Source organism: Alteromonas sp. 009811495 (assembly GCF_028865455.1).
Taxonomy (GTDB): Bacteria; Pseudomonadota; Gammaproteobacteria; order Enterobacterales; family Alteromonadaceae; genus Alteromonas.
Genome location: NZ_CP113972.1, coordinates 3,397,182 through 3,420,519, shown reverse-complemented (window position 1 = coordinate 3,420,519; position 23,338 = coordinate 3,397,182). Strand labels below are relative to the sequence as shown.

General features: G+C 44.2%; 23 protein-coding genes. 18 read left to right on the top strand and 5 right to left on the bottom strand.

The genetic code is table 11. From position 1 onward, the window contains the following. Nucleotides 1–14 precede the first annotated feature (14 nt). Nucleotides 15–680 carry a UPF0149 family protein gene (locus OZ660_RS15520; RefSeq protein WP_342455326.1) on the top strand — a complete coding sequence of 222 codons (666 nt, stop codon included), beginning with the start codon at nucleotides 15–17 and terminating at the stop codon, nucleotides 678–680. A gap of 69 nt (nucleotides 681–749) precedes the next feature. Here the strand turns inward: OZ660_RS15520 and OZ660_RS15515 are convergent, their stop codons facing one another. From OZ660_RS15515 to OZ660_RS15505, 3 genes are all read right to left on the bottom strand, one after another. Further along, on the bottom strand, nucleotides 750–941 hold the full coding sequence (locus OZ660_RS15515; protein WP_202262357.1) for a hypothetical protein: 192 nt from the start codon (nucleotides 939–941) through the stop codon (nucleotides 750–752). Between the two features lie 136 nt (nucleotides 942–1,077). Next, on the bottom strand, nucleotides 1,078–1,506 hold the full coding sequence (locus OZ660_RS15510; RefSeq protein ID WP_274741527.1) for a CopD family protein: 429 nt from the start codon (nucleotides 1,504–1,506) through the stop codon (nucleotides 1,078–1,080). A gap of 1 nt (nucleotide 1,507) precedes the next feature. Then, entirely contained in the window at nucleotides 1,508–3,184 is a 1,677-nt protein-coding gene (locus OZ660_RS15505) for a chloride channel protein (protein WP_274741526.1), read from the bottom strand. Nucleotides 3,185–3,376: 192 nt separating this feature from the next. Here OZ660_RS15505 and OZ660_RS15500 point away from each other — a divergent pair, with 192 nt between their 5' ends. From OZ660_RS15500 to OZ660_RS15445, 12 genes are all read left to right on the top strand, one after another. Then, the gene (locus OZ660_RS15500; protein WP_274741525.1) at nucleotides 3,377–4,084 is read left to right on the top strand and encodes a DUF6776 family protein; all 708 of its coding nucleotides are present in this window, start codon (nucleotides 3,377–3,379) and stop codon (nucleotides 4,082–4,084) included. 60 nt (nucleotides 4,085–4,144) lie between these two features. Continuing rightward, on the top strand, nucleotides 4,145–5,530 hold the full coding sequence (locus OZ660_RS15495; protein WP_274741524.1) for a class II fumarate hydratase: 1,386 nt from the start codon (nucleotides 4,145–4,147) through the stop codon (nucleotides 5,528–5,530). Between the two features lie 217 nt (nucleotides 5,531–5,747). Continuing rightward, the gene (gene minC / locus OZ660_RS15490) at nucleotides 5,748–6,506 is read left to right on the top strand and encodes a septum site-determining protein MinC (protein ID WP_274741523.1); all 759 of its coding nucleotides are present in this window, start codon (nucleotides 5,748–5,750) and stop codon (nucleotides 6,504–6,506) included. 55 nt (nucleotides 6,507–6,561) lie between these two features. Continuing rightward, nucleotides 6,562–7,371 carry a septum site-determining protein MinD gene (gene minD, locus OZ660_RS15485; protein ID WP_159626547.1) on the top strand — a complete coding sequence of 270 codons (810 nt, stop codon included), beginning with the start codon at nucleotides 6,562–6,564 and terminating at the stop codon, nucleotides 7,369–7,371. Then, nucleotides 7,371–7,628 carry a cell division topological specificity factor MinE gene (gene minE, locus OZ660_RS15480; protein ID WP_159626548.1) on the top strand — a complete coding sequence of 86 codons (258 nt, stop codon included), beginning with the start codon at nucleotides 7,371–7,373 and terminating at the stop codon, nucleotides 7,626–7,628. The genes minD and minE overlap by 1 nt, the downstream gene beginning before the upstream one ends. Nucleotides 7,629–7,820: 192 nt before the next feature. Continuing rightward, nucleotides 7,821–9,278 (top strand): sensor histidine kinase, encoded by a 1,458-nt coding sequence (locus tag OZ660_RS15475; protein WP_274741522.1) that lies wholly within the window; start codon nucleotides 7,821–7,823, stop codon nucleotides 9,276–9,278. Then, nucleotides 9,275–10,750, top strand: coding sequence for a sigma-54-dependent transcriptional regulator (locus tag OZ660_RS15470; protein WP_274741521.1), 1,476 nt, complete (start codon nucleotides 9,275–9,277; stop codon nucleotides 10,748–10,750). Before OZ660_RS15475 ends, OZ660_RS15470 begins: the two co-directional genes overlap by 4 nt. Before the next feature lie 64 nt (nucleotides 10,751–10,814). After that, nucleotides 10,815–11,231: a hypothetical protein gene (locus tag OZ660_RS15465; protein WP_226432222.1), complete on the top strand. Its 417-nt coding sequence runs from the start codon at nucleotides 10,815–10,817 to the stop codon at nucleotides 11,229–11,231. Between the two features lie 306 nt (nucleotides 11,232–11,537). Beyond that, the gene (locus OZ660_RS15460) at nucleotides 11,538–12,182 is read left to right on the top strand and encodes a sugar transferase (protein WP_202262349.1); all 645 of its coding nucleotides are present in this window, start codon (nucleotides 11,538–11,540) and stop codon (nucleotides 12,180–12,182) included. 452 nt (nucleotides 12,183–12,634) lie between these two features. Then, nucleotides 12,635–13,588: a glycosyltransferase family 2 protein gene (locus OZ660_RS15455; RefSeq protein WP_202262348.1), complete on the top strand. Its 954-nt coding sequence runs from the start codon at nucleotides 12,635–12,637 to the stop codon at nucleotides 13,586–13,588. Further along, nucleotides 13,585–14,400: a glycosyltransferase family 2 protein gene (locus OZ660_RS15450; protein ID WP_202262347.1), complete on the top strand. Its 816-nt coding sequence runs from the start codon at nucleotides 13,585–13,587 to the stop codon at nucleotides 14,398–14,400. Before OZ660_RS15455 ends, OZ660_RS15450 begins: the two co-directional genes overlap by 4 nt. Nucleotides 14,401–14,409: 9 nt before the next feature. Beyond that, a complete protein-coding gene (locus OZ660_RS15445) occupies nucleotides 14,410–15,399 on the top strand; it encodes a GGDEF domain-containing response regulator (RefSeq protein ID WP_274741520.1) in 990 nt (329 codons plus the stop codon). 18 nt (nucleotides 15,400–15,417) lie between these two features. Here OZ660_RS15445 and OZ660_RS15440 read toward each other — a convergent pair whose 3' ends face one another. Continuing rightward, complete coding sequence (locus tag OZ660_RS15440) at nucleotides 15,418–16,236, bottom strand: polyphosphate kinase 2 family protein (protein WP_274741519.1); 819 nt, start codon at nucleotides 16,234–16,236, stop codon at nucleotides 15,418–15,420. A 198-nt stretch (nucleotides 16,237–16,434) separates the two neighbouring features. Between OZ660_RS15440 and erpA the strand changes: the two genes are divergently transcribed. From erpA to OZ660_RS15420, 4 genes are all read left to right on the top strand, one after another. Further along, nucleotides 16,435–16,779, top strand: coding sequence for an iron-sulfur cluster insertion protein ErpA (gene erpA, locus OZ660_RS15435; protein WP_159626566.1), 345 nt, complete (start codon nucleotides 16,435–16,437; stop codon nucleotides 16,777–16,779). Between the two features lie 250 nt (nucleotides 16,780–17,029). Then, nucleotides 17,030–17,515 (top strand): (2Fe-2S)-binding protein, encoded by a 486-nt coding sequence (locus OZ660_RS15430; protein ID WP_202262344.1) that lies wholly within the window; start codon nucleotides 17,030–17,032, stop codon nucleotides 17,513–17,515. Further along, nucleotides 17,515–19,740 (top strand): xanthine dehydrogenase family protein molybdopterin-binding subunit, encoded by a 2,226-nt coding sequence (locus tag OZ660_RS15425; protein WP_274741518.1) that lies wholly within the window; start codon nucleotides 17,515–17,517, stop codon nucleotides 19,738–19,740. Before OZ660_RS15430 ends, OZ660_RS15425 begins: the two co-directional genes overlap by 1 nt. A 41-nt stretch (nucleotides 19,741–19,781) precedes the next feature. Then, nucleotides 19,782–20,354, top strand: a complete 573-nt coding sequence (locus OZ660_RS15420) for a glutathione S-transferase family protein (protein ID WP_202262342.1) — start codon at nucleotides 19,782–19,784, stop codon at nucleotides 20,352–20,354. A 20-nt stretch (nucleotides 20,355–20,374) separates the two neighbouring features. Here the strand turns inward: OZ660_RS15420 and OZ660_RS15415 are convergent, their stop codons facing one another. Beyond that, the gene (locus tag OZ660_RS15415; protein WP_274741517.1) at nucleotides 20,375–21,376 is read right to left on the bottom strand and encodes a D-2-hydroxyacid dehydrogenase; all 1,002 of its coding nucleotides are present in this window, start codon (nucleotides 21,374–21,376) and stop codon (nucleotides 20,375–20,377) included. A gap of 153 nt (nucleotides 21,377–21,529) precedes the next feature. Between OZ660_RS15415 and OZ660_RS15410 the strand changes: the two genes are divergently transcribed. Continuing rightward, nucleotides 21,530–23,332: a trans-sulfuration enzyme family protein gene (locus tag OZ660_RS15410; protein WP_274741516.1), complete on the top strand. Its 1,803-nt coding sequence runs from the start codon at nucleotides 21,530–21,532 to the stop codon at nucleotides 23,330–23,332. Nucleotides 23,333–23,338 lie beyond the last annotated feature (6 nt).

The following is a 23,338-nucleotide window of genomic DNA, read 5'->3' as shown; positions in this document are numbered from 1 at the left end:
ATGAGAATTAAACGGTGAGTGAAGAGTTTCCGATACATATCATTTCAAACACAATCGAGCACCCTTGCTTTAAGCAAGTACTTCCCTCTGTACCAAGGGTCGATGGAATGATTTTCGCAGTCGCCGCAGCGCCTGAAATTCCAATGCCAGAACAATGGATGCCTTGGGTTATCACCAATAGTGCGAGCCATCTAATAGACAAAGACGTCGATAAACTTGCTGAAACATTAATGGATGGGCTTCGTGCTCATTTGGGGTTTATGCGCAGTGATGCCATCCCGTTACCTGCTCATATGTTTGCGCCTGAGCAAACTGACGAGGGCGTAAGACCGACAACTGCGCTAGCCGATTGGCTCAATGGTTTATTGCAGGCGCACAAGCAGGTGGAACCCGTATGGCAAAGCGCATGGGAAGTTCATGCAAAGAAAAATGTTGTTAACACGGACGATAACGAGGCGCCTGAAGTACGTCTATCGCGGTGTCTCAAGCTCTTTTCAACCCTTGCCAATATTGATCTTGCGCTTCAATACCGCAATGAAGAGCAAGCGCAACAGCTAAATAACAATCTCGCACTGTTAATTAAACAGCTGCCTGCCATGTTAAAAGATTATACGCAGTTAGCCGGTGAGTTAGCAGAAGCTTTACCTAATCAGTTTGAAACCTTCGTCAAACCGCAGTAAATACTCACTATCGGTTAAGTGCGTTTAAGGTAGGGTATACCGTTTCAGTGTGGCGAAAGCACCGTGTATTCAGCGATTACGGTGTTGATGGTGACGTTGAACAAGGGAATGCTTTAGCGATGCAGTATAGCTATCAAGTTCAAGTTTTGCGCGTTCATATTGTTCGTGTAAAGGCAATGATGCAGGGTCGCGCATAAGTGCTTTAAATGCGATGTCTGTTTGCTTAAGAAGGTGCTTCAAGTGTTGGTTACTATCATCCATGTATTTGTATTCCGTCATCAACGAGTAAAGTAGCTGAGCAAAAGCACCCTGGCTCAGCAGCGGTTTAAAGATAACACTGGCTCCTTGAGTGTTATCTTTAATACTACAGTTTTTTTCCGCTAGCGCTAGCTTATATTTACAAAGGTTTAACAACTGCTAGGCAGACTATGGCAAGTATCAACAATACCGGCGCTTCGTTGATAATTCGATAAAAGCGTGGAGTATGCCGATTTTCGTCTCTTGCAAACTGCTTCATTAACTTAAACAAATAGAAGTGGTAGCCATAAAGTGCAAGTAAAAGCAGTAATTTTATGTGCAACCATCCCGACATTTTAAACCATGTTCCCCCGTAGCTGGCAATAAGCGCTACGCCGAATACCAGGGTTAATAGGGCGAATGGTGTAACGAAAAACCACAGGCGACGCTCCATGACTTTGAACTCGTCTTTGACGGCTTGAGAGGTTGTCGACGCGTGGTACACAAAAAGGCGAGGAAGGTAGAAAATTCCCGCCATCCAAGCAAGCATGAAAAAGATGTGTAATGCTTTAAACCATAAAATGTACATACTAGTATTGGGCCTTTTGTAAGAAACTTTGCAATATATTCCACGTAATAACGCCAATAATATCGTTTAGTTCCTGATCGTAAATATATACTGCGCCAGAACGCGAGTTTTTAAGATGTTCGTAAACTTCGTGAAGTGTTGACTGTGCGTTAATGCCTTCCATCTGGTAATAACTTAATGCGGTGGCATCGTGTTCTAAGCTTACGTTGTATTGGACCAGTTTATACTGCACATCTATTTCAAATTTTGATTTTTGAATAACAATGGTCGTCGGGTTTTTCTCAAGAAAATCCGTTAATGCCTTTTCTGGTGCGTCGTGAAACAGTTTGTAGTCGGTGTTCATCGCTGCAAGTACCCCGGTTTTTTCTAATGCTTCACGAATTGAAGAAATTGCATAGGGCAGGTTTTGATAATCAAGCTGTCTGATGAATATTGAGCGGTTGCCAAAAAATTGGGTAGACGTTACGTAGGCTGGCACAATGACAAGCATAGCGGGCAAGATAATTTGAGGGCTGTAAGAGAGCTCCATCACAGCAGACAGTGCCGCAAGAGGCGCGTGCAACACGGCTGTTAACATGCCTGCGATACCTAGTAGGGCAAAACTATTGGTGAACTCAGGAACATCAATAAAATAAGAAAGTGGTAGTAATAACACGGCGCCCGCCAACATGCCGATCACCATTACTGGGCCAATAATGCCGCCAGGTATACCGAGACCAATTGCAAAGACCGCCAATATAACTTTAAACACCAGTGTTGATACAAGTAATAGTGTGCTGGGCGAAGTGTCAAACAAGTGCTCTACATCAACAAAGTTTGCCCCTAGCGCTTCGGGGATAAACATGCCGATAGTACCAGTGATAACGGCGGCCAAAACTAGACGCCAAACCATCGAAACCGGTCTAAACAAGGCCATAACACGCATAAGTTGGCTATTGAACAAGACTGCCAGCATGCCTAACAAAATGCCAAGCAATACCAAGTAAAAATACATCCATTGACTGAACGCATTAAACGACAAGAAAGACAGTTCGTTAATTTCGCCAAATACAATGCGCGTCAGCACTGAACCGCATGCCGCAGCTAGCATTACTGGAACAAAAATATGAATTTTGTACTCTCGTAACACAACTTCCATCACAAAAATGACCGCGGCGAATGGGGTATTAAATGACGCTGAAATACCGGCGGCAATGCCACAGCCCGCCAGAATACGAATACTGTTGTAAGGTAAACGAAGCCACTGTCCTAGAAAGCTGCTTCCCGATGCGCCCATGTGAACACTCGGGCCCTCGCGGCCAACAACAAAACCACCCGCGAGTGCTAGCATGCCGCCAAAGAATTGATTTATTGTCGTTCTAAAAGGAATGTGGCCGTAAAAGTATTTAACGCGATGTATGACAAAGGGAATGCCGAGGCGGTAATGCTTGAACCCGGTTAAAAAGGCAATAAACAAGATAAGCGCAACGCTTATCAACGGCATAAGGAGCCACACTAGCCAGTCGTGCTTTAAGTACGATTGCAATGTAGTAATGCCAGTGGCTTGCAACCATTCTACGCAAAGTCGAAATAGGATAATAATGAGCGCTGCACTTGTGCCCCCAACAATGCCAAGCACGCACAACTGCACTGATGTACGTGGGTGAGCTACTTCCTCTCTTAAAGCCTGCAAGCGCATGATGTGATACAGTAGATTCGACGTAACTGGAAGCTTACCATAAACACTTAAATTTCATAATGTTTTAGGCTTTATGTCGAGTTCGCCTATTCGTGCGAGTATTACTAATATTGGGTGACGTATAAAACTACCGCCAAGCCGTGTTTTAACGTGCGCTGTGTATTGAAGGTGCGTAGTTGGAAAATTGTAATAATGACAACCGATCAATTAAAACAAATCGTAGGTAACTACAAATGGACTTTCATCGTCGCTATTGCGCTATTTGCGATGGTGATATTTGGTTATCAGCTAGCACGCGTTGTTGACCAAGGCGATAGCAAAAAAGTGGCGGCACAAAATGAAACTATTGCCATTTTGTCAAATGAAAACAACACGCTGACTACACGAGTCAATCAACTTGAAGTAGCGCTAGAACTAGCAAAGCGCGAAACAGATTCAATGACTAAAAAAGTGAGTGAGCAAAAAAAAGAACTTGAAGCACAGCAAGAGTTGCTGACGTTTTATGAGCGCGTTATGGCGCCTGAAAAATCTGAAGCCATGCTGGCCATTGAAGGCGTTGAAGTATTTAGAATTGATAAGAATCGCTTTCAACTTCGTATGGTGCTATTGCAATCTCGTCAACAAAAAACAGTGATTAACGGCAACTTGAGAGTGAGTTTGCAAGGTACGAAAGAGGGCCGTGAACTTAGGCTTATTTCAGGCGAAACCCCCTTCTTGTCTGAGGATATTAAGTACCGTTTTCGTTTTTTCCAAGCAATTAATGTAGAAATAGCGCTACCTGAGGGCTTTGAGCCCGACACCATTTTGTTTTCATCATCGGTGTATCAATACAAAACGCGCAAAGAAACATTTGAATTAAGTGTCCCGTGGGAGCAAGCGCTCGCCGTCGAGCTAGAATGATCGTATCGCTGTTTTTTACCTATAAAAGAACAATACGCTCTGATAGGTAAGGAAACGACGATGGCAGAAACGCGAATAGAAAAAGACAGTATGGGCGAGTTGGCTGTGCCGGTGGACGCTCTGTACGGTGCGCAAACCCAACGTGCAATTGAGAACTTCCCTATAAGCGGGCAGGCCATGCCAGAAGCGTTTGTTCGTGCGCTTATTACCATTAAAAAGGCTGCCGCTCGCGCTAACCAGAAATTGGGTGTGTTAGACGATACACGCGCACAAGCAATAATTAATGGGTGTGACAACCTTTTAAGTGACGCTAACATCATGAAACACTTCCCGATAGATGTGTTTCAAACAGGCTCGGGTACGAGCTCTAACATGAATGCTAATGAAGTTATCGCGTATTTGGCGAGTAAACAATCTGATAGCAATGTACACCCCAATGACCACGTTAATTTAGGGCAAAGTTCAAACGACGTTATTCCTACCGCTATTCATGTGAGTGCTGCAATAGAGGTAAGCAATGAATTAGTGCCAGCCCTAGATATACTCATAAAGATAATAGAAGACAAAGCCCAAACCCTTAGTGCTTATTGTAAGACGGGGCGCACCCATCTTATGGATGCTATGCCAGTTAGAATGGATCAGAGTATTACGGCGTGGGCATCGCAGTTAAAGCAACATCGCTGGCATCTAAAGACCTTGCAAGCTCCCTTACATACGTTAGCCCAAGGCGGTACTGCGGTAGGAACAGGGGTGAACTCCCATCCTGAGTTTGCGACGACTTTTTGTGATGTACTAACGCAGATAACCGGGCTTGAGTTTATGCCTTCACAAGATTGCTTTGCCTTAATAAGCGCACAAGACACGGCGGTAGCCCTGTCGGGAGTGCTCAAAGGAATTGCGGTTACATTAATGAAGATAGCTAATGACCTGCGGTGGATGAATTCAGGGCCATTGGCGGGCTTAGGTGAAATTACACTACCAGCGCTTCAACCAGGCTCATCCATTATGCCAGGAAAAGTAAATCCAGTAATTCCAGAAGCGGTCGCGATGGCCGCCGCGCAAGTGATGGGCAATGACACTACAATTTCGATAGCAGGTCAGTCAGGAAACTTCGAGTTAAACGTTATGCTTCCCTTGATAGCTAATAATCTTCTGACAAGTTTGTCGCTAATCACCAACAGTGCAGTTGCCTTGGGCGAGAAAGCAATTCGCGACTTTTCTGTGAATCAAGACAACTTAGCGTCGTCCTTATATAAAAATCCAGTATTAGTAACGGCGTTAAACCCTATCATTGGCTATGCAAAAGCCGCAGAGATTGCCAAAGCCGCCTATAAAGAGAAAAAGCCAGTGGTAGAGGTGGCTGCACGCATGACTGATATCCCAAAAGACGAGCTTGAGGCGTTGCTAGACCCAACAAAATTAACGTCAAAACAGCCCCTAGATTAATACCGTTTTATTTTGTTTATTTCAGCCTGCTAGCAATTAGTAGGATGGGGTTGGTTATTATGTGACCGGTTGTTGGCACGTTCTTCGCTTATTCATGCTTTCTCGCTGCTTAACAGTTGCCGTAGAAAGGATTTTTGATACAGTGACGTCATAAACAGGCTTGGCCTTTAATGTATGTAAAGGTTGTGAGGTTACAGAGCCTTTTCGGGAAGAACAAATGACAGAAACGTGCTTTCGCATGAAAGGCACAACGCTAACCAGCATTGTGCTAGAAGTAGTAGATTTTGAACCAGATGTTTTTGAATCGCAGTTAAGCCAAAAAGTGGCAAGTGCGCCTCAATTTTTTACCCGCTCATCACTCATACTGCACATAGTGAAGCCGCTATCGGCAACAGAGTTTGAACTACTGGTTGCGCTATGTAGACGCTTGCAGTTGCAACCGATGGCAGTAAAAGGTGAGGTCGGGGAGTTAAAACCCATTATCAATGACTTGGGCTTAGCAGATGTTAGCCAAAGCAAATTTACTGATTCTGCGCTTAAGGCGCAGCGAGTAGACGTTGCAACTCAAGACGACACCAAGAAAAATAGTCAAGAAACGAGTGACAAGATAGCACCGCAAGTTGCTAAACCACAAGTTGCACTATTTAAGCCAGCAAAAGTAGTGGCTCGTCCAGTGCGTTCTGGGCAACAAGTGTATGCAGAGGGAAGTGATTTAATTGTAACTGCGTCGGTGAGTGAAGGCGCTGAATTGCTTGCTGATGGCAATATACACGTGTATGGCACACTACGAGGAAGAGCGCTCGCAGGTGTTAAAGGTAATACACAAGCTCGCGTGTATTGTCAGGCGCTCGATGCAGAGCTTATTTCAATTGCTGGGCAGTTTATTATGCATGAATCGGTGAAAGGTGACTGCTGGAAAAAGCCTGCTCAAGTGTATTTAGAAGAAGAAACATTACGCATAGTGCCTTTGGCATAAAAACGTTAAAACAATCGCGCTAAAAATGTGCTGTGTGAAAAATAGGAATTAATAGATGGCAAAAATAATCGTAGTAACATCGGGTAAAGGTGGCGTTGGTAAAACAACATCAAGCGCAGCAATTAGTACTGGCCTTGCGTTAGCTGGACACAAAACCGTTGTCATTGATTTCGATGTAGGCCTTCGAAACTTAGACCTAATCATGGGCTGTGAACGCCGAGTTGTGTACGACTTCGTTAATGTAATTAATAAAGAAGCTACGCTGAAACAAGCGCTTATTAAAGACAAGCGCACTGACAACTTATTTATTTTGCCTGCATCTCAAACGCGAGATAAAGACGCACTGACCATTGAAGGTGTGCAAGCGGTGCTAGATGAGCTTAAAAATGACTTTGATTTCATTATTTGTGACTCACCTGCAGGTATTGAACAAGGCGCACAAATGGCTCTTTACTTTGCGGATGAAGCCATTGTAGTAACAAACCCAGAAGTATCATCGGTACGAGATTCAGACCGTATTCTTGGTATTTTACAGAGCAAATCGTTGCGCGCAGAAAAAGGTGAGTCGGTTAAAGAACATTTGCTATTGACGCGCTACAACCCAACACGCGTAGAAAGTGCAGAAATGCTTAGTGTTGCCGATGTAGAAGAAATCCTTGCTATTCCGCTTCTAGGTGTTATCCCAGAATCAGAAGCGGTACTTAAAGCGTCTAACCAAGGCCAGCCGGTCATTTTAGATTCTGAAGCTAACGCGGGGCAGGCATACTCTGACGCGGTCAAGCGTTTGTTGGGCGAGAGTGTGGAGCATCGTTTCCTTGAAGCCGAGAAGAAAGGATTCTTTAAACGCTTATTGGGAGGGAAGTAATGGGCATTTTTGATCTGCTGAAGAAAAAGCAAAAACCAAGTACAGCCGCAGTGGCGAAAGAGCGTTTACAAATTATTGTTGCACACGAACGCAAAAAGCGCAGCGAGCCTGATTACCTTCCTATGATGCAACAAGAGATCATTCAAGTGATCAGGAAATACGTGACTATCGCGGATGACCAAGTTTCGGTTCAACTTGATAACAACGATGATTGCAGTGTCTTAGAGTTAAATGTGACGCTGCCTGACTCACAGTAGCGAGCAATTTGATACTTCATTTATAAAAGCGACCTAGCCTGTCTGGCTAGGTCGCTTTTTTTATTTGAAATATAAAAAACTATTCTTTTTTCAAAGACTTTATACGTTTGGCTTATGTACAAAGTGTGTTTCTAATCTAAACTGAAAAAACACGTAACGCATCAGTGGTCATTGTTTTCATAGGAAGTCGATATGCAACGGAGTTTAGAGCAAGAAGTTGCGCACCTCAAAAGGCGGCTAGAGCGCGAGAAAAAAGCGCGTGAGTCTGCTGAACAATTACTCGACGATTATGCAAAAAAGACCTTTATTGCTAACGAAAAGCTTCGAGACGCCGTTGCTGAAGTTGAGCATAAACAACAAGAAATAGAGTTCTTTGTAAAATCAACAACTGAATCAACCAGCGCAGAGAGTAATCAAACCTTGGTAGAGTCTTTACTTGGGCTCTGCGCCACGTTTACTGACGCGAAATTTGCGGCGAGCTTTTATATCAATAATGGTATGCAATGCGAATCTCCAAGGGTTATTCGAAATAGCTTTAATACCACGCAAATAACGGATATCGAGCAATTAATCCCGTTTGACACTGAAGGTCTTCTTCCTTATTGGTGCATTCAAGAGCTAACATCGCCTGAAGCCGATAATTTATCTACGTGGCTGGTTTATTCCAATTTTCATTATGTCGATGGTGTTGATGGGTGGCTTGCCATGCTCATAGATTCAGCAGCTATTGATGAGGAAAAGCTTTACGTGCTTGACGCACATATCGCCCAGCTTCGACATAGCTTGGAAAAACTGAATGATAAAAGTGATACAGAGCAAATAGATGGCCTCAAAGTTGAGCTATCAGACGCGCGTAAGCAGCTTACTATTGCAGATAGAATGTCGTCTCTTGGCTTATTGGCCAGTGGTGTTGCCCACGAAATCAATAACCCTCTTGCGTTTATATCGGCAAATAACCGCTATTTAAAGCAAGCATTGTTACCGGCTATTAATGGCTTGAAGCAAATTGCCGAGCAGTATGAGGGCACTGAGGCCGGTTATGCCATTCAAAATAACAATTTGGTACGCCTTGAAGAAACGATTGCTGAAGTCTTGCAAGACAACATGGATGGAATAGACAGACTTAGCAAGATAAGTGATAGTTTGCGAAAATTTGTTCATACCGGAGCAGATGAACTTTCTGCTGTGAATGTAAATGATGTTGTGAGTAACGTGGTTAAGATGGCATCGTTTAGTAAACAGAACAGCCAGCGTATTGATGTCGATTACGCAAATGGTAACGCAAACGTAAATGCTAATCTTGGCGAGCTAGAGCAGGTGCTTTTAAATATAACGATAAATGCACTTCATGCTACTGAAACCAGTGGCAGTGTAACTATTAATGTTAACGAGCAAGATGATAGTGTGTGTATTCACGTTAAAGACAATGGCGTCGGTATAAGCAAAGAAAATATGGCTAAAATTTTCTCACCTTTTTTTACCACTAAAGAGGTGGGTAAAGGCACGGGGCTGGGGCTGGCTATTTCAAAAAGCATTGTAGAGGCCCATGGAGGCTCACTTGAGGTTGAGTCTGAGTTGGGGCAGGGGACATGCTTCACAATAGCGCTGCCCAAGGCAATGACAGCAGTAAATGCAGAGGCGATGGAATGACAGATAAATTAGATATCTTATTGGTTGATGACGAAGTAGCTGTCCAGCGCGCGCTTAAACGTACCTTAGAGTGCCTAATACCCACCAATATTGATACGGCGAGTAGCGGAGAAGCTGGGCTTGAAGCGTGTCAAAACAAAACTTATGACATAGTTATAAGCGATTTATCTATGCCTGGTATGAGTGGTACCGAGTTTCTTAAGCAGCTTTCTCATTCAGCACCTGAGACAATTCGCATAATGCTAACGGCGCACAGCGAGGCTGAACATGTTTTAGATGCCGTGAACGAAGCTAATGTATGGAGCTATCTTAAAAAACCATGGGACGATACGCGGCTTGAGCTTGTTATTGGTCAAGCGGTGAAAATGCGCAAGACACTAATTGAGCGCAGCATGTTGCGTACAGCACTGGTTAAGGCGGAGTCACGAAGAAAACGCGCCGTTGAAGGTTTTATTGGCGAGTCAAAAGCGCTCAAAAATGTGTATTCGATTATTGAAAAGGCAGCACCAAGTTCAGCTTCGGTATTTATCACCGGTGAAAGTGGTGTGGGGAAAGAGGTCGCAGCCTCTGCTATACATAACCTAAGTAAGCGCAAACACGACAATTTTGTAGCGCTTAACTGCGCCGCTATACCCTCTGAGTTGATGGAGTCGGAAATTTTTGGTCATGTAAAAGGTGCATTTTCTGGGGCAGTTTCAAATCGTGATGGTGCAGCAACGCAGGCTGATAATGGTACGCTGTTTTTAGATGAACTCGGCGAAATGGACATGGGATTGCAAGCAAAAATTCTGCGCTTTATTCAAACAGGTGCATTTCAACGAGTGGGTTCGGGCAAGCTGGAAAAAGTGAACGTGCGCTTTATAGCCGCGACCAATCGGCATCCCCTTGAGGCAATAAAAGATGGTCATCTGCGAGAAGATCTCTTTTACAGGTTAAATGTGATAGCCCTTCATTTGCCACCATTGCGGGAACGTGGTGATGATGTGTTGCTGTTAGCAAATCATTTTATGCGTTGCTATATGTCAGAAGAAAGTAAAATGTTCTCTGGTTTTTCTGAAGATGCAAAAGCTCTGCTGCGCAAGTTTTCTTGGCCTGGCAACGTACGCCAGCTTCAAAATTTAATCCACAGTTGTGTGGTAATGAACGACGGTCCATTGCTGACAGCAAGCATGTTAGCGTCTCAGCTTCCTGTAGAGCAAGCGCGTATCCAAACGGTAGCTGAACAGGAGCGCGGATCAATAGATGCAGCGTCTCATGAAACTGCGATTGCCGAGGAACCTTTTGAGTCTTCTGCTTCACTGTCCAGTGAAGAGATGCCTACACTGAACGAAAGTGATATCCACACGCTTGCGGATATTGAACGCAAAGCAATTCAGGATGCAATTGCTTATTACGAAGACAATGTCGTTAAAGCAGCCAACGCGCTTGGTGTTAGCCCCTCGACACTATATCGCAAAATTCAGCAGTGGTAGGACGTTTAATCAATACGTGTTGCTAAATACTTGCCTATTTACCTAAGCGCAAAAGGGGGGGCGTATGTCAAAAAGTAGTGAGCAATCACACCCAATGCACGACCCTACAGTGAAAAGTCTTATGCAGCGCATGGAACCGCATATTGCACAAAGTTTCACTGTAGAGCAGCAGTTGGCACTTGCGCGCGTTGTGGGCCTGCGTGGTGGTCGTGTGCATAGCATTGATATGCGCGCTACGGTCAAATTCCCGTTTTTGCCGTGGAGTTTTTATCTTGTCTTTCTGGCAGGGAAAAACAGACGCCCACTTACGGCGAAAGAAAAGGCCATTGCAGCAGCGTCACTTTTTCTTATTGCCACACTAACTGTCATGATATTGAGTCTGTTAGGCCTCGTTGCGCTCTACATCATAAAATCACTTTTGGGTATCAATCTATTTGAAAGTTTCTCGCTTGGACTTTTCGACTGGTTAAAATCATCCTGACACGCCTTTAAAGCAGTAACTTACTAAAAGGGCTAAAAGCCCTTTTTTTATTTTGAGAAAATGAAAACCTTTCTTTCTCGCAAAATGCCTATTCTTTTTCAGATTAAAAATCGCCCAGCGCCAAAATTTAGAGGGTAATATTTCTTTTTTATGTTAAGTGATTGATTTTGTGTGGTTTTGCAAGTTTGGCAAATGCTTTGCAGTGTTGAGGGTAACGAAGCGCGATTGCAAAGCAACAATAACGTACTTTGTAATCAACAGCAGTATTTTTCTTAGGCACACAGACAGTGTCTTAGTAGGAGAAAGATGATGAAAACGGTATCTACAAAGTTTAACCACAATGCGACCAATCATAAAGGGTTACCTATTGCAGCACAGAAGATAGTTGCTCTACTTGGATTAGTTGCCTTATCTCCGCTACTTATCATTGTCGCAACCCTAATAAAATTGGAAAGCCGCGGTCCGCTCATTTTTTCACAAACTCGAGTTGGTGAACAAGGCCGTCAATTTAAGTGTTTTAAATTTCGGTCAATGTATACGCCAGACTCTCCTCAATGGGAAGTGGCAGCAAAAATGAAAAGTGACAGAGAAGGCATTTGTCAGAAAATGTACAGTGACCCCCGTATTACCCGTGTTGGCCGTGTTATTAGAAAACTTTCTATCGACGAGCTTCCTCAGCTATTTAATGTGTTAACGGGTGATATGGTGTTGGTAGGACCGCGCCCGCATCTTACGTCTGAGTACGAACAATACGATACAGAAACACTTGTACGTCTTAACTGTAAACCAGGTTTAACCGGCTTATGGCAAGTGTCAGGCCGCGCTGATACAACGTTTGAAGAGCAGTTAATGCTTGATAAAACCTATATTGCGCAACAAAGCTGGTTTTTCGATGTAAAAATTTTATTGGCCACCGTTCCCGCTGTTGTTACTGCAAGAGGCGCTTACTAATCTCCTTGTGTGCGCTGGTTGCCCTAAGCAGCATGTTGTTTATCAGCATGCTGCTTTTTTTATTTTTCAGCGATTATCCGAGTTCTCACTTTCCTTCCAACCCATTCTGTATCGCCTAGTACTATTGAAAATATTTTGCCATTTGCGCTTTTGAATACCGCTCGTTAATCCCGTCCGTTGTTTTCCTTTTTTCTTTTCATTCGTTATTTCTATAGGCAGATCTGAAATCGAATGAGCGGCGCACTCTCTTCTGTATCCTGCTTTTCGAGCGTTTCTTGTGTTTTGCAAAATGCATAAAATTTTGCTGTGCAAAATGAGAAAATCACAACCTCGGCATAATGATTTGTGTGCTGGTTTGTGTTTAAGCTTTTGAAATATAAGTTTTTTTATGAATTGGCACTTCCTTTGCTGAATACCTTGTAAGTCAGTGTTCTCAGTAGGAAGTAATCAACATGAAAGCATTATCTGTTGTTATCACCATGTACAATCAAGTGCAAAACATAGAAAGAGCAATCAAAAGCGTTCAGCGTCAAGCGCTGAAAGTGAATGAGATTATTGTTGTCGATGATGGCTCGACAGATGGCAGCGTTGAGCTTGTTCGCAATTTGAATGTCGAAAATCTAAACGTGGTTGAACTTTCTGGTTGCGGTATTGCAACAATGCGAAACGAAGGTGCAATGGCTGCAAAGAGCAATTATGTGGCTTTTCTAGGTGCTGATGATGAATGGCTTCCCTTCTTTACGCATGAAATGAGCCAGCTTCAAGAGAAGTATCCTACCTCAGATGTTTTCGCTACTCGTTATCAGTGCATGAGCGATAATGGCACACTGAGAGACGCTGACATTTACTTAAACTCGGTAAATCCTAACGGCTATTTACTGACTGACTTTTTCAAAATGGCAACGCTAGGAGATTTGCCCTTTACCGTATCTTCTATGATGGTGAAAAGGAGCAATTTTTTGGCCCTTGGTGGGTTTGCAGTAAGTGAGCATACCCGTGTGCCCAAAGACTTTATTTTGCAAGCTGCGCTTGATGGCACTATTGCATATAGCCCAAACATTCATATGCACTGTCATACTCAGTGTCATAACCCAGGTGTAGAAGACTTGTTTCCCGTCGGTAATTATTCCTCAGCTGAGCGATTGTACTCAATGGTGATGGCAGGCAATTATTCTGCTCAAATGCTTAAAAGTGTTCAGCGATACTGTGCAGTGCAGGGGCTAAATGCAGCGAAAACGTTTATCAAAAACGGCAATAGTCATATGGCAAAGTCTGTTTTGACCATGCCCATGTGCCAACACTATACGCGCTATTACTTGGCAATGTTTACACTGGTAAAACTGCACGCGGCCAAATCGCTATTAAGCAACGCGGTCGCCGCTCTTCGCAAGGAGTCGCAGGCATGAAAATCAATGCAATCATGTTGATAAAAGATCACGTTGATATAGTGGAAGAAGCGCTGCTGTACGCGATGAAGTTCTGCCATAGAATTTATATTTACGATAATCACTCTACAGATGGTAGCTGGGAGTTGGTAAATGAAATGGCATCTCGTTTCAAAGAGCTCGTCATTTTCGGACAAACAGACGAGCCAAGTAACCGCGGATTGCTTAATCGTATTTATAACCGCTATCACAACGAGTATACAAACGAAGACTGGTGGTATGTGTTACACCCAGATGAGTTACTCAGTGAGTCACCACAGGGGGATTTAAAAAGCGCATTGTTGGCAAACAAGAACGCAATGAATGTGTGGGTGGCACGTTTTTACTTAACTAATCAAGAAGTCACTGAATTTGAGAGCGAAAATGTAAATGCCTCGATTGTGAAGCGCCGTAAATACTATTCAGTCAACAAAAGCGAACCGCGCTTTTTCACCAACGACCCTGTTCGCAAGTGGGAAGAGTCTTCATTATCACGTATTCCTGCATGGGCAACATCGGTGTCAAAGGATTTTGTTGTGTCGCGCAGTTACCCGATGAGAACGCCACAACAGGTAGAAAAACTGGCGAACAAACCCATGGCATTGAATGATTATCCCTGTGCTAGTTCACTCAACGAGTATCAAGGTGACGGTCACTTTATAGTGGGCAAGTCTGTGAAGCTGAGAGCGTTATTAGCGCGTATTCGAGGTGCCTTTTTAAAAAAACTTGGTATTCGTGTTAGCGCGACAGCAAACACGGTAAAGCACAACGTTACAACAACCAAACCAGTGTAGGAGTAAGTTATGCATAACCGCGCAAAAGCAAAAAAATACAGTGTGCTGATAGTGGAAGATGATGCATTGGCTCGCGCTACGCTTATTGGTATGTTGTGTAAAGAGTTTGACTGTAGCTATGTTGATGATGGCTTAGAAGCAATCCGATATTGCCAAAAGCATGAAACGCCGGATGTCATATTGATGGACTATCACATGCCTGAAGTAAACGGTGTAGATGCCTGCATTAAATTACGAGAGTGCAGTCGTTCTAAAGATATTCCGATAATATTTTTTACCGCAGACGAAGATTGTGAGTTACAAAAACAGTGTTGGACTGCTGGTGCATCAGACTTTGTTGCTAAACCAGTTAAAGCCGATGTCTTAAAAATGCGGATATTGCATCAAATTAGCGTTAAGGCAAAAGAGCGTCACCTAGAGTCTTTAGCATGTAAAGATCAACTAACGTCATTACCCAATCGTCAATTTCTTATGCAAAATGCACCGAGATTGATTAAACAGCTGAATCGCGAAAAAGCGAGTTTGTCGGTATTGATGGTTGATGTTGATAATTTCAAGAAGTACAACGATACCTATGGGCACCTTGACGGCGACAAAGTGCTTAAGGCCGTGGCAGGCGCGTTAAGTCAGTATGCCAGAAGGCCTCTTGACTGTGTAATGCGCTTTGGTGGCGAAGAGTTTTTGATTTTGCTGCCCAAAACCTCGTTAGAAGATGCAGAGTTTATTGGTCATCGCATGACGCAAGCTGTTGAAGATTTGCTCATTACCAACAAACACGCTAATCATGGTGTGGTAACGGTGAGTATAGGACTTGCATCAACGAAGCAGAAAGGAGCTATCAAGTTTGTCGATTTGATCAAACAAGCCGATAAAGCGCTGTACCATGCAAAGGCGACGGGTAAAAACCGAGTTTCGACAGGAGCAACAGCACGAGTTACTCCAGTCAAAAAGGCTACCTTACAACCTGTGTCGCCGTTAGTGGCTTATAGTTTTGGCTAATGGATTTACAGACGGAATTCATTTTAAATGGGCTCTGTTAACATTAAGCTGTTGAGAAGCAAGCTCAATAACCTTGTCATCCAGTGGTGGTGGTGTGATATCAACACCTTCACAGAGCATATCGACAATATAGCGCAATGCATCCACCCTGGCTTGCCACTTGTGTTCGCCGTTAATAATATGCCATGGTGCATGGCTGGTGTGTGTTTGGACGAACATGTCATTAATAGCCTGAATGTAGTCTTTTCGCTTGCGTCTGTTGTGTAAATCTTCTTCTGTGAGTTTCCAGCGTTTAAAAGGGTTGTGAAGACGCTCTTCAAAGCGTTTTTTTTGCTCCTCTTCTGAGATATGCATGTAAAGTTTGATGACGCGAACTCCGCTATCACAAAGTGTACGTTCAAACTCGTTAATTTCTCTATACGCCCTTTGCCATTCACTTTGTGTGGCCAAACTATCCACGCGCTCAACGAGCACGCGTCCGTAGTGTGAGCGGTCAAATAACGTTAGTGAGCCCGGTGATGGAATTTGCTGCCAAAACCGATAGAGAAAGTGTTTGTCTTGTTCTTCTTTTGCTGGCTTAGCAACGGGAAATACATGTACACCCCGTGGGTCTAGTTTTTCAGTAATACGTCGAATTGTGCCTCCCTTACCTGACGCATCCCAGCCCTCAAAAATAATCAAGGCGCGACGCTTTTGATGAAAATAGGCCTGCTGGACGTGAAAAAGCGTTTCTTGGATAGACGCTAAGGCTTGCTTATAGTCTTCCTTGTCGCCGAATTGCGATTCAGGGAAGTCATCGAATAATACGGGGGGCGCACTTGCTGTACTAGATTCCATTGTTTGTTCATTATTAAGTAGAGCAGACGTTTAGAGTAAACATTTTTCAGCCCCGCGCCAACTAAGGGGAGTGCAATCCGTTGCCTTCACTCTTGATTCATTAAGTTTCGCCCCAATAGTTGATGAAATTAGTCAAGTATTAGATAATTGCGCATAGTGTTTGTGCGTTAGCACATTAAGTCCGGTTAAGAGGTGGGTATGTCTGTAGAAACGGCGTTGCCAATTGAGTTTTCTGATGCAGCGGCAGCAAAAGTGAAAACCCTTGTGACAGAAGAAGAAAATCCTGATTTGAAGCTACGTGTTTATGTAACAGGTGGTGGTTGTTCGGGGTTCCAATATGGCTTTACATTCGATGAAAAAGTCAATGAAGGTGATATGACCATCGAAAAAGACAGCGTAACCTTAGTGGTTGACCCTATGAGTCTTCAGTATCTTGTTGGTGGCGTTGTTGATTACGTCGATGGCCTTGAAGGCTCACGTTTTCTTGTTCAAAACCCTAATGCCACAACAACATGTGGTTGTGGTGCAAGCTTCAGCGTTTAGCATTTAAAACGCTTATACCTTTCTATGGCATGGTGATTTCTTGCGCCATGCCGACATGTTCTCACTTTCCTTTTTGTTTATTACTATCGTTGGCGCCTTGCTGACAATACTGCCTTACCGCTTTTGAACTTCTATTGGGTCAATTGACCTGTCTTGCCGATAAAGTGCATTGTCTTCACTCCTTAACTTGTCTAAGTTAACAATATAATTACAAGCATCAACATGCGACAACAGGCAAAAAGGAAAAAACATGAACAAAACCTTGTTCGTCAATGGGACCGAATACCCTATTGATGTCCCCGATAACATGCCACTATTGTGGTTTTTACGCGATAGATTGGAATTTACTGGCACCAAGTTTGGTTGTGGAAAAGGTTTGTGCGGTGCCTGTACAGTTCACGTTGATGGCCAAGCTACGCGCGCCTGTGTAATGCCTGTTAGCGCACTGGCAGGGCGCAAAATAACCACCATTGAAGGATTGTCTGAAGATGCTTCTCATCCGCTTCAAAAAGCCTGGGTTGAAGTAGGCGTCCCCCAATGTGGTTACTGTCAAGCTGGCCAAATAATGAATGCGGCAAGCCTGTTGTCTAACAACGCCACGCCAAGTGAGCAGGACATTGATAATGCGATGCAAGGCAATATTTGTCGTTGCGGCACTTATCAGCGTATTAAGAAGGCGATAAACATCGCGGCAAGTGAGTTGGCAAATTATGATTTGGCCAAGGAGGTGTCGTGATGCGTGCAGATATCGAAAGTTTGCTTATTACCCAGCGCGAAAAACAAGCGCAGTCATATACCGTAAAGCCATTATCGTTAAATCGCCGTCAGTTTTTGAAGGCAAGTGCGATTGGGGGCTGTGGGCTCATGGTCGGTGTTTCGCTTAATGTTAACGCGAGTAAGATGGAAGCGGCAGAATTTAGTCCCAATGCGTTTATTCATTTGCAACAAGATGGCAGTGTGCTTATTTACTGCGGTCGTTGTGAAATGGGACAGGGGATCAGTACTGCTTTACCGTCGGTAGTGGCCGATGAAATGGAAGCTGATTGGTCGAAAGTCACTGTCGAGCAGGCTGAAGGCAACCAAGACAAATACGGTAGCCAAGCGACGGGAGGCTCTGCCAGTATTCGAACCATGTATGAACCCATGCGCAAAGCTGGTGCTGTAGCTAGGGAAATGCTGGTGGCTGCGGCAGCCAAGGCATTCAATACAAGTCCTGACAATTGCTATGCTCAAAATCATTTTGTTATTAACAAGAGCACAAATCAGAAATTAAGTTATGGCGAGTTGGCAAGTGTTGCTGCAACAATGCCAACACCTGAAAATCCAACACTGAAGTCAAAGGCTGATTTTCGCTATATCGGCTCCCACTTGCCTCGCCATGATGTATCAAAAGTCGTACAAGGTAAGCGCGTTTACGGTGTAGATACCAAAGTTGCAGGAATGCAATATGCCGCCATTGTGCATTGTCCCGTGATGGGCGGCACATTGAAGTCGGTAGACAAAACTGAAGCCATGAAAGTGCAAGGTGTTACCGCGGTGGTCGAGATTGCGCCTATGAAAGTGCCATTTGGTTCGCTTGGTGGCGTTGCTGTGGTCGCAAATAACTCATGGTCTGCACAACAAGGCGTTGAAAAATTAAAAGTAGAGTGGGATAGAGGCGTACACGGCAGTTACGACACCACCTCCTACATGAAGACGTTAGTTGAAAACGTTGAAAAGCCCGCGAATAAAATTGCTGAGCGAGGGGATGTAGAATCGGCCTTTGAAAATGCTGACCAAACCCTATCGGCGACATTTACCGAAGGGCATTTAGTCCATGCTCCGATGGAGCCGAATGCCAGTGTTGTGTCGGTAGGCGATGTTGCTTGTGAGGTATGGGCATCCACACAAAGTCCTGACGATATTCAATCAGTACTTTCACAGTTTTTAGGTATCGATAAGAAAGCGGTAAAGGTTAATGTCATGATTAGTGGCGGTGCATTTGGACGGAAGTTCAAGTGTGACTACGTGCAAGAGGCCGCGGCTATATCAAAGGCGGTGGGAACACCCATACAGCTAACATGGACGAGAGAAGAAGACACGCGAACCGGCTTTTACCATTCAAACAGTGCTCAACATATTAAAGCGGCGCTAGATAAGGATGGCAATGTCACAGGTTGGCTGCATCGTGCCGCTTTCCCTTCAATAAACACGTTATTTGACCCTTCAGTGCAATTTGCACCCGCGAATGCCATGAGTGAAATAGAGAACCACCCTTATGGTATTGCCAATTTACGCAGCGAGTCTGGTTTAGCGCCAGCACACACCCGTATTGGCTGGTACAGAGCAGTTTATGCTATTTTTTGGGGCTTTGCTTATGGCGTATTCACTGATGAGCTGGCTGAGAAAGCCGGTATAGATACCGCGACAATGTTGCATCGTTTATACGATAGTAATACTAACCCAGAACAGGCTGAACAAGTAAAACGCTCTAAAGGTGTACTTGACTTAGTCATTGAAAAGTCAGGCTATGGAAAGACGTTGCCTGAGGGAGAGGGGATCGGTATAGCGGTGCATTATAGTTTTCAGACATACATAGCCATGGCGGTGCATGTGCGTATGAAAGGAGATGACTTTGAAGTGCTTCGTGTGGATTCTGCTGTAGACTGCGGACAAGTGCTAAACAAAGACGGTGCTGCGGCGCAACAAGAGGGCGCAGTGGCGATGGGGATCTCATTGGCTAAGTACTGTGAAGTGTCGTTTAAAGACGGTGCAGTGGTAAACAGCAACTTTCACGACTACCCCGTTATGCGTATTAGTGACATGCCTGAAGTTCATGTGCATTTTGTCGACTCAGATACAAAGCCCACAGGACTTGGTGAGCCCGGTATGGCACCGTTTGCGCCAGCGCTAAGTAATGCCATCTATCATGCTTCAGGTACGCGTCATAGAAATCTACCAATCCAGCCAATGCGCACCTAAATGGTGTGTATTGGTTTATTCGATAATGAGCAGGTAACGTTATGAAACTGTACGGTTCTACCACATCACCATACGTGCGTCGTATACGCATTATCTTGGCGTCAACAGAGCATGAATTTCTTAATTTGCAGATTTTTTCTGGGGAAGATCGTGCGCTGTTGGCATCCCGCAATCCCACGTTAAAAGTGCCGTGTTTAGAAGACAACGGGCAGATGATTTTTGATTCGCGCGTCATTTATAATTATCTGGCTGATAAACTCGATTTAGATGGCCTTACGTGGGAAGAAGAGAATCAGCTAACGCTTATTGATGCGGCAAATGATTCTTTTGTTCAAATGATGCTGCTCAAGCGTTCAGACTTCGATATCAGCCAAGACAAAATGTACTTTACGCTTCAGCGAGAACGCATTGAGGCGGTGCTTGAAAGTCTCTGTGAGCAGCTTGATGCTGGCGGGTTTAGTACGTGGACCTACCCTGAAATATGTTTGTACTCTATGGTCGATTGGGTGCTTTTTCGAGAGCTTCACGATATGAAAAACTACCCCCAATTGCTCGAGTTTCATGAAAAGCACCACCACCGTATTGAAGTAACCGCTACCGACCCTCGCGGATAATAAATGCGCCTACAAGCGGGTTAATAACCTTTATCAAAGTCGAACTGATAAAGTAATGGCTCGCTTGCTAGGTAGCGAAAGGCATTTTCTAGAAAGACACTGGCGACATCCGATGGCTGAGATTCAGCTGCGGTGTGGGCAGTAATCGTTATTTTTGGATGTATCCAAAATGCATGGTCTTTTGGTAAGGGTTCTTGTTTAAAGACATCTAATACCGCGTGTTTTAAATCTCCTGCATTTAAACACTTAATCAAGGCTTCATCATCTACTGCATTTCCGCGCCCTGCGTTAATGAAAACGCTGTGTGATTTTAGCGCCTTTAAAATGTCATCGGATATGAAGTTTTGAGTTTGTGGCGTATCAGGCATAAGGTTCACAAGATGATCAGCTTGGCCTGCAAACTCCACTGCTGATTCTTGCGTGTACATGGCGTGTACACCATCAACAGCAGCTCCACTTCTACTTAACCCTACAACACGCATTCCAAAGGCGTGTGCTACAGGGATAAGTGCTTTGCCAATACTGCCAAGTCCAAGGATCCCCAAGGTTTGTCCGTGCAATGGTATACGTGGCGAGGCTTCCCACTTCGGTGGTTGCGCCTGTTGATTTTGGCGAAACATGGATGTGTTTCTGGCGTGTTCCAACAAATAAGCAAATACATATTCGCGCATTAGTTTACCAAAAATACCTTTTAGGCCGGTAAGGGTGTAGTCGGTTTTACTCGCACGCAGCAAAGGTGCATTACCTGCCCATGTCGACTGACACCATTTGATATTATGACATTGCTCAATTATCTCAGCTGCTAAATCGGGATCTGCAAGCAAGATATTTACGGCTTCAGGTTCAATTTCCTTAGGTGAGATAGCAATTTTTTCAATATGAATTTTTGTATTCTTGCCCATTGCCAGGCTGTGGGATGTCGCGTTGCTTTCACTTAACTGCGTTGAAATTGCAGTTGCAATATCGTGGGCTTCATCACTTAAAATGGTGACTGATAAGCATGCATCAGCGCCTGAATTCATTCGCTTTTTTCTCCCAGAGTAAACTTTTCTTTCCTAATTAGTCAGCGCTTTTCGTGCGCAAGGTTGTTCTAATAATGTGATTTAAGTTTTACATTTTTGTAAATGAATTGATGTGTAATACATCGAGTTGGTATCAATATTAACGGAATAACTATGCAGTCTACTACGCAGTCTTCAATAAACGTTGCACACGCTAAAGTGCTATCACCAAAACGTAACACTACTGTTGCCGAAACTACAGAGGCACTGGTGGCCGAACAGCTTTCTCATTTTGGTATCGATGCATCAAGTGATTACGGCAAAGCGCTTGCTAATACCGCACACCATTTGTACGGCGCACAATCAAGTGTGATGCAATTGTGGGACATTACCAACAATACACTGCAAGAACTCGATAAAGAGGACAGAGTAGCTTATTTTAACGCCAAAAAGTTCCTTTCTTTCCAAATAGCGAAAATATTAGACACACTGCAAAACCCCTTTAGAGCAACCTATCAGAGTTTATCTGGTGGCAACGGTTCGCAAGGTCATTACCCGCTGTTTGATAACGTTACTGCATTGTTTTCAGCAACCCCTGTTGTGGTGCGCACGGCGACTTACGTGTATGCCTGTACCGAATGGGTAGATGACGCTTTTCAGGGTAAAGAGTTTACTCACCAAATTTATTCGCGTCTTCTCAACCCAACAAATATCTCTTTGGCAAACGCGATTGTTGATATGGAAGCAGGCCCTTATGCTGCAGAGTATTTAGCGTGGAACTTTAACTCAGGCATGGCTGCAATTGATGCGTGTTTGTCGAACGTATTGAGTCATGGTGATGTATTGATTGTATCGCGTAATGTGTATGGTGGTGTCTATCAATTACTGCATGATTATTTTGCTCGTAGTAATCGAATGGATATTCAAATCGCGTGGTTTGATGGTTACGACAAAGAAAGCTTTGCCGAATTTATGCAAGAAACCAAAAAGAAACATGCTGCGCGTTTGGACAACGGCGCTCGTATGCATGTGTATCTAGAGTCGCCATGTAACCCACATGGCTACGTACTCGATGTGCCAGGTATTTGTGAGCTTGCGCACGCTGAAGGCTCGCTGGTTATGCTCGATTCGACGCTAGCGACGCCTGTGCTGCATCAGCCTCTTCAGCACAAAAACAAAGCAGCAAGACCCGATTATGTTATGCACAGCTACACCAAAGACTTATGTGGTAGCGGCGCGACTACTGCTGGTGTTGTTATCGGCGAAGGCCACAGAATGTTCCAGCCCAAAGGCAGTAACATGAATGGGGTAGATTGGTCTGAAACCATGTTCTGGGATGTGTACTACATCAAGGGCGCATTCTTAGATTCAGAAAAAGCCTTTGATGTGCTTAACGGTATGAAGACGCTAGAACAGCGCATGATGACAAAGGTCATCAATACCGAGGTGTTTACTTCTTTCCTTAATGCGCACGAACAAATTCGCGTTAACTGTCATGCATTGCCACAGCACAGCAACGCGGGCCTGCGTGAAAAACAGCATACACACGGTTGGCCTTGCACGCTATTCACAGTTGACATGGCACCAGCGAATTTACCTCGAGATGTGTTTACGCGTTTCTTTGATGCGTTAGAGCCCGCCTTTAGTCACCAAGTGAGTATTGGACAGAACAACACCATCATACTTTGCCCTGCCTTAACGTCGCATTCTGAATTAAGTACAGAAGAGCAAAAAAAAGCGGGTATCGAGCTTACAACCATGCGTATTGCGATGGGTACGGACAACGTTAAACAGCTTATTGCGCATTTCATGTTGGCGGCGAAACACTTTATCGAACCTCATGCCCCCGGTTTCTGTAACAAGTTTATGGCCATGGATGACATCGACACCTTATATCTGAGCGTTAGTGAGCGCGTGTGTGCCCAGCATTTTGGTAGTAAGCCAAGTATGGCATCACTGATGAAAGGACATGACTAAGTCGAA

Bases quoted from the DNA above. Each gene is read 5' to 3' on its own strand.
- OZ660_RS15515 (WP_202262357.1), bottom strand. From the start codon at position 941: ATGGATGATAGTAACCAACACTTGAAGCACCTTCTTAAGCAAACAGAC.
- OZ660_RS15510 (WP_274741527.1), bottom strand. From the start codon at position 1,506: ATGTACATTTTATGGTTTAAAGCATTACACATCTTTTTCATGCTTGCT.
- OZ660_RS15505 (WP_274741526.1), bottom strand. From the start codon at position 3,184: ATGCGCTTGCAGGCTTTAAGAGAGGAAGTAGCTCACCCACGTACATCA.
- OZ660_RS15500 (WP_274741525.1), top strand. From the start codon at position 3,377: ATGACAACCGATCAATTAAAACAAATCGTAGGTAACTACAAATGGACT.
- OZ660_RS15495 (WP_274741524.1), top strand. From the start codon at position 4,145: ATGGCAGAAACGCGAATAGAAAAAGACAGTATGGGCGAGTTGGCTGTG.
- minC (WP_274741523.1), top strand. From the start codon at position 5,748: ATGACAGAAACGTGCTTTCGCATGAAAGGCACAACGCTAACCAGCATT.
- minD (WP_159626547.1), top strand. From the start codon at position 6,562: ATGGCAAAAATAATCGTAGTAACATCGGGTAAAGGTGGCGTTGGTAAA.
- minE (WP_159626548.1), top strand. From the start codon at position 7,371: ATGGGCATTTTTGATCTGCTGAAGAAAAAGCAAAAACCAAGTACAGCC.
- OZ660_RS15475 (WP_274741522.1), top strand. From the start codon at position 7,821: ATGCAACGGAGTTTAGAGCAAGAAGTTGCGCACCTCAAAAGGCGGCTA.
- OZ660_RS15470 (WP_274741521.1), top strand. From the start codon at position 9,275: ATGACAGATAAATTAGATATCTTATTGGTTGATGACGAAGTAGCTGTC.
- OZ660_RS15465 (WP_226432222.1), top strand. From the start codon at position 10,815: ATGTCAAAAAGTAGTGAGCAATCACACCCAATGCACGACCCTACAGTG.
- OZ660_RS15460 (WP_202262349.1), top strand. From the start codon at position 11,538: ATGATGAAAACGGTATCTACAAAGTTTAACCACAATGCGACCAATCAT.
- OZ660_RS15455 (WP_202262348.1), top strand. From the start codon at position 12,635: ATGAAAGCATTATCTGTTGTTATCACCATGTACAATCAAGTGCAAAAC.
- OZ660_RS15450 (WP_202262347.1), top strand. From the start codon at position 13,585: ATGAAAATCAATGCAATCATGTTGATAAAAGATCACGTTGATATAGTG.
- OZ660_RS15445 (WP_274741520.1), top strand. From the start codon at position 14,410: ATGCATAACCGCGCAAAAGCAAAAAAATACAGTGTGCTGATAGTGGAA.
- OZ660_RS15440 (WP_274741519.1), bottom strand. From the start codon at position 16,236: ATGGAATCTAGTACAGCAAGTGCGCCCCCCGTATTATTCGATGACTTC.
- erpA (WP_159626566.1), top strand. From the start codon at position 16,435: ATGTCTGTAGAAACGGCGTTGCCAATTGAGTTTTCTGATGCAGCGGCA.
- OZ660_RS15430 (WP_202262344.1), top strand. From the start codon at position 17,030: ATGAACAAAACCTTGTTCGTCAATGGGACCGAATACCCTATTGATGTC.
- OZ660_RS15425 (WP_274741518.1), top strand. From the start codon at position 17,515: ATGCGTGCAGATATCGAAAGTTTGCTTATTACCCAGCGCGAAAAACAA.
- OZ660_RS15420 (WP_202262342.1), top strand. From the start codon at position 19,782: ATGAAACTGTACGGTTCTACCACATCACCATACGTGCGTCGTATACGC.
- OZ660_RS15415 (WP_274741517.1), bottom strand. From the start codon at position 21,376: ATGAATTCAGGCGCTGATGCATGCTTATCAGTCACCATTTTAAGTGAT.
- OZ660_RS15410 (WP_274741516.1), top strand. From the start codon at position 21,530: ATGCAGTCTACTACGCAGTCTTCAATAAACGTTGCACACGCTAAAGTG.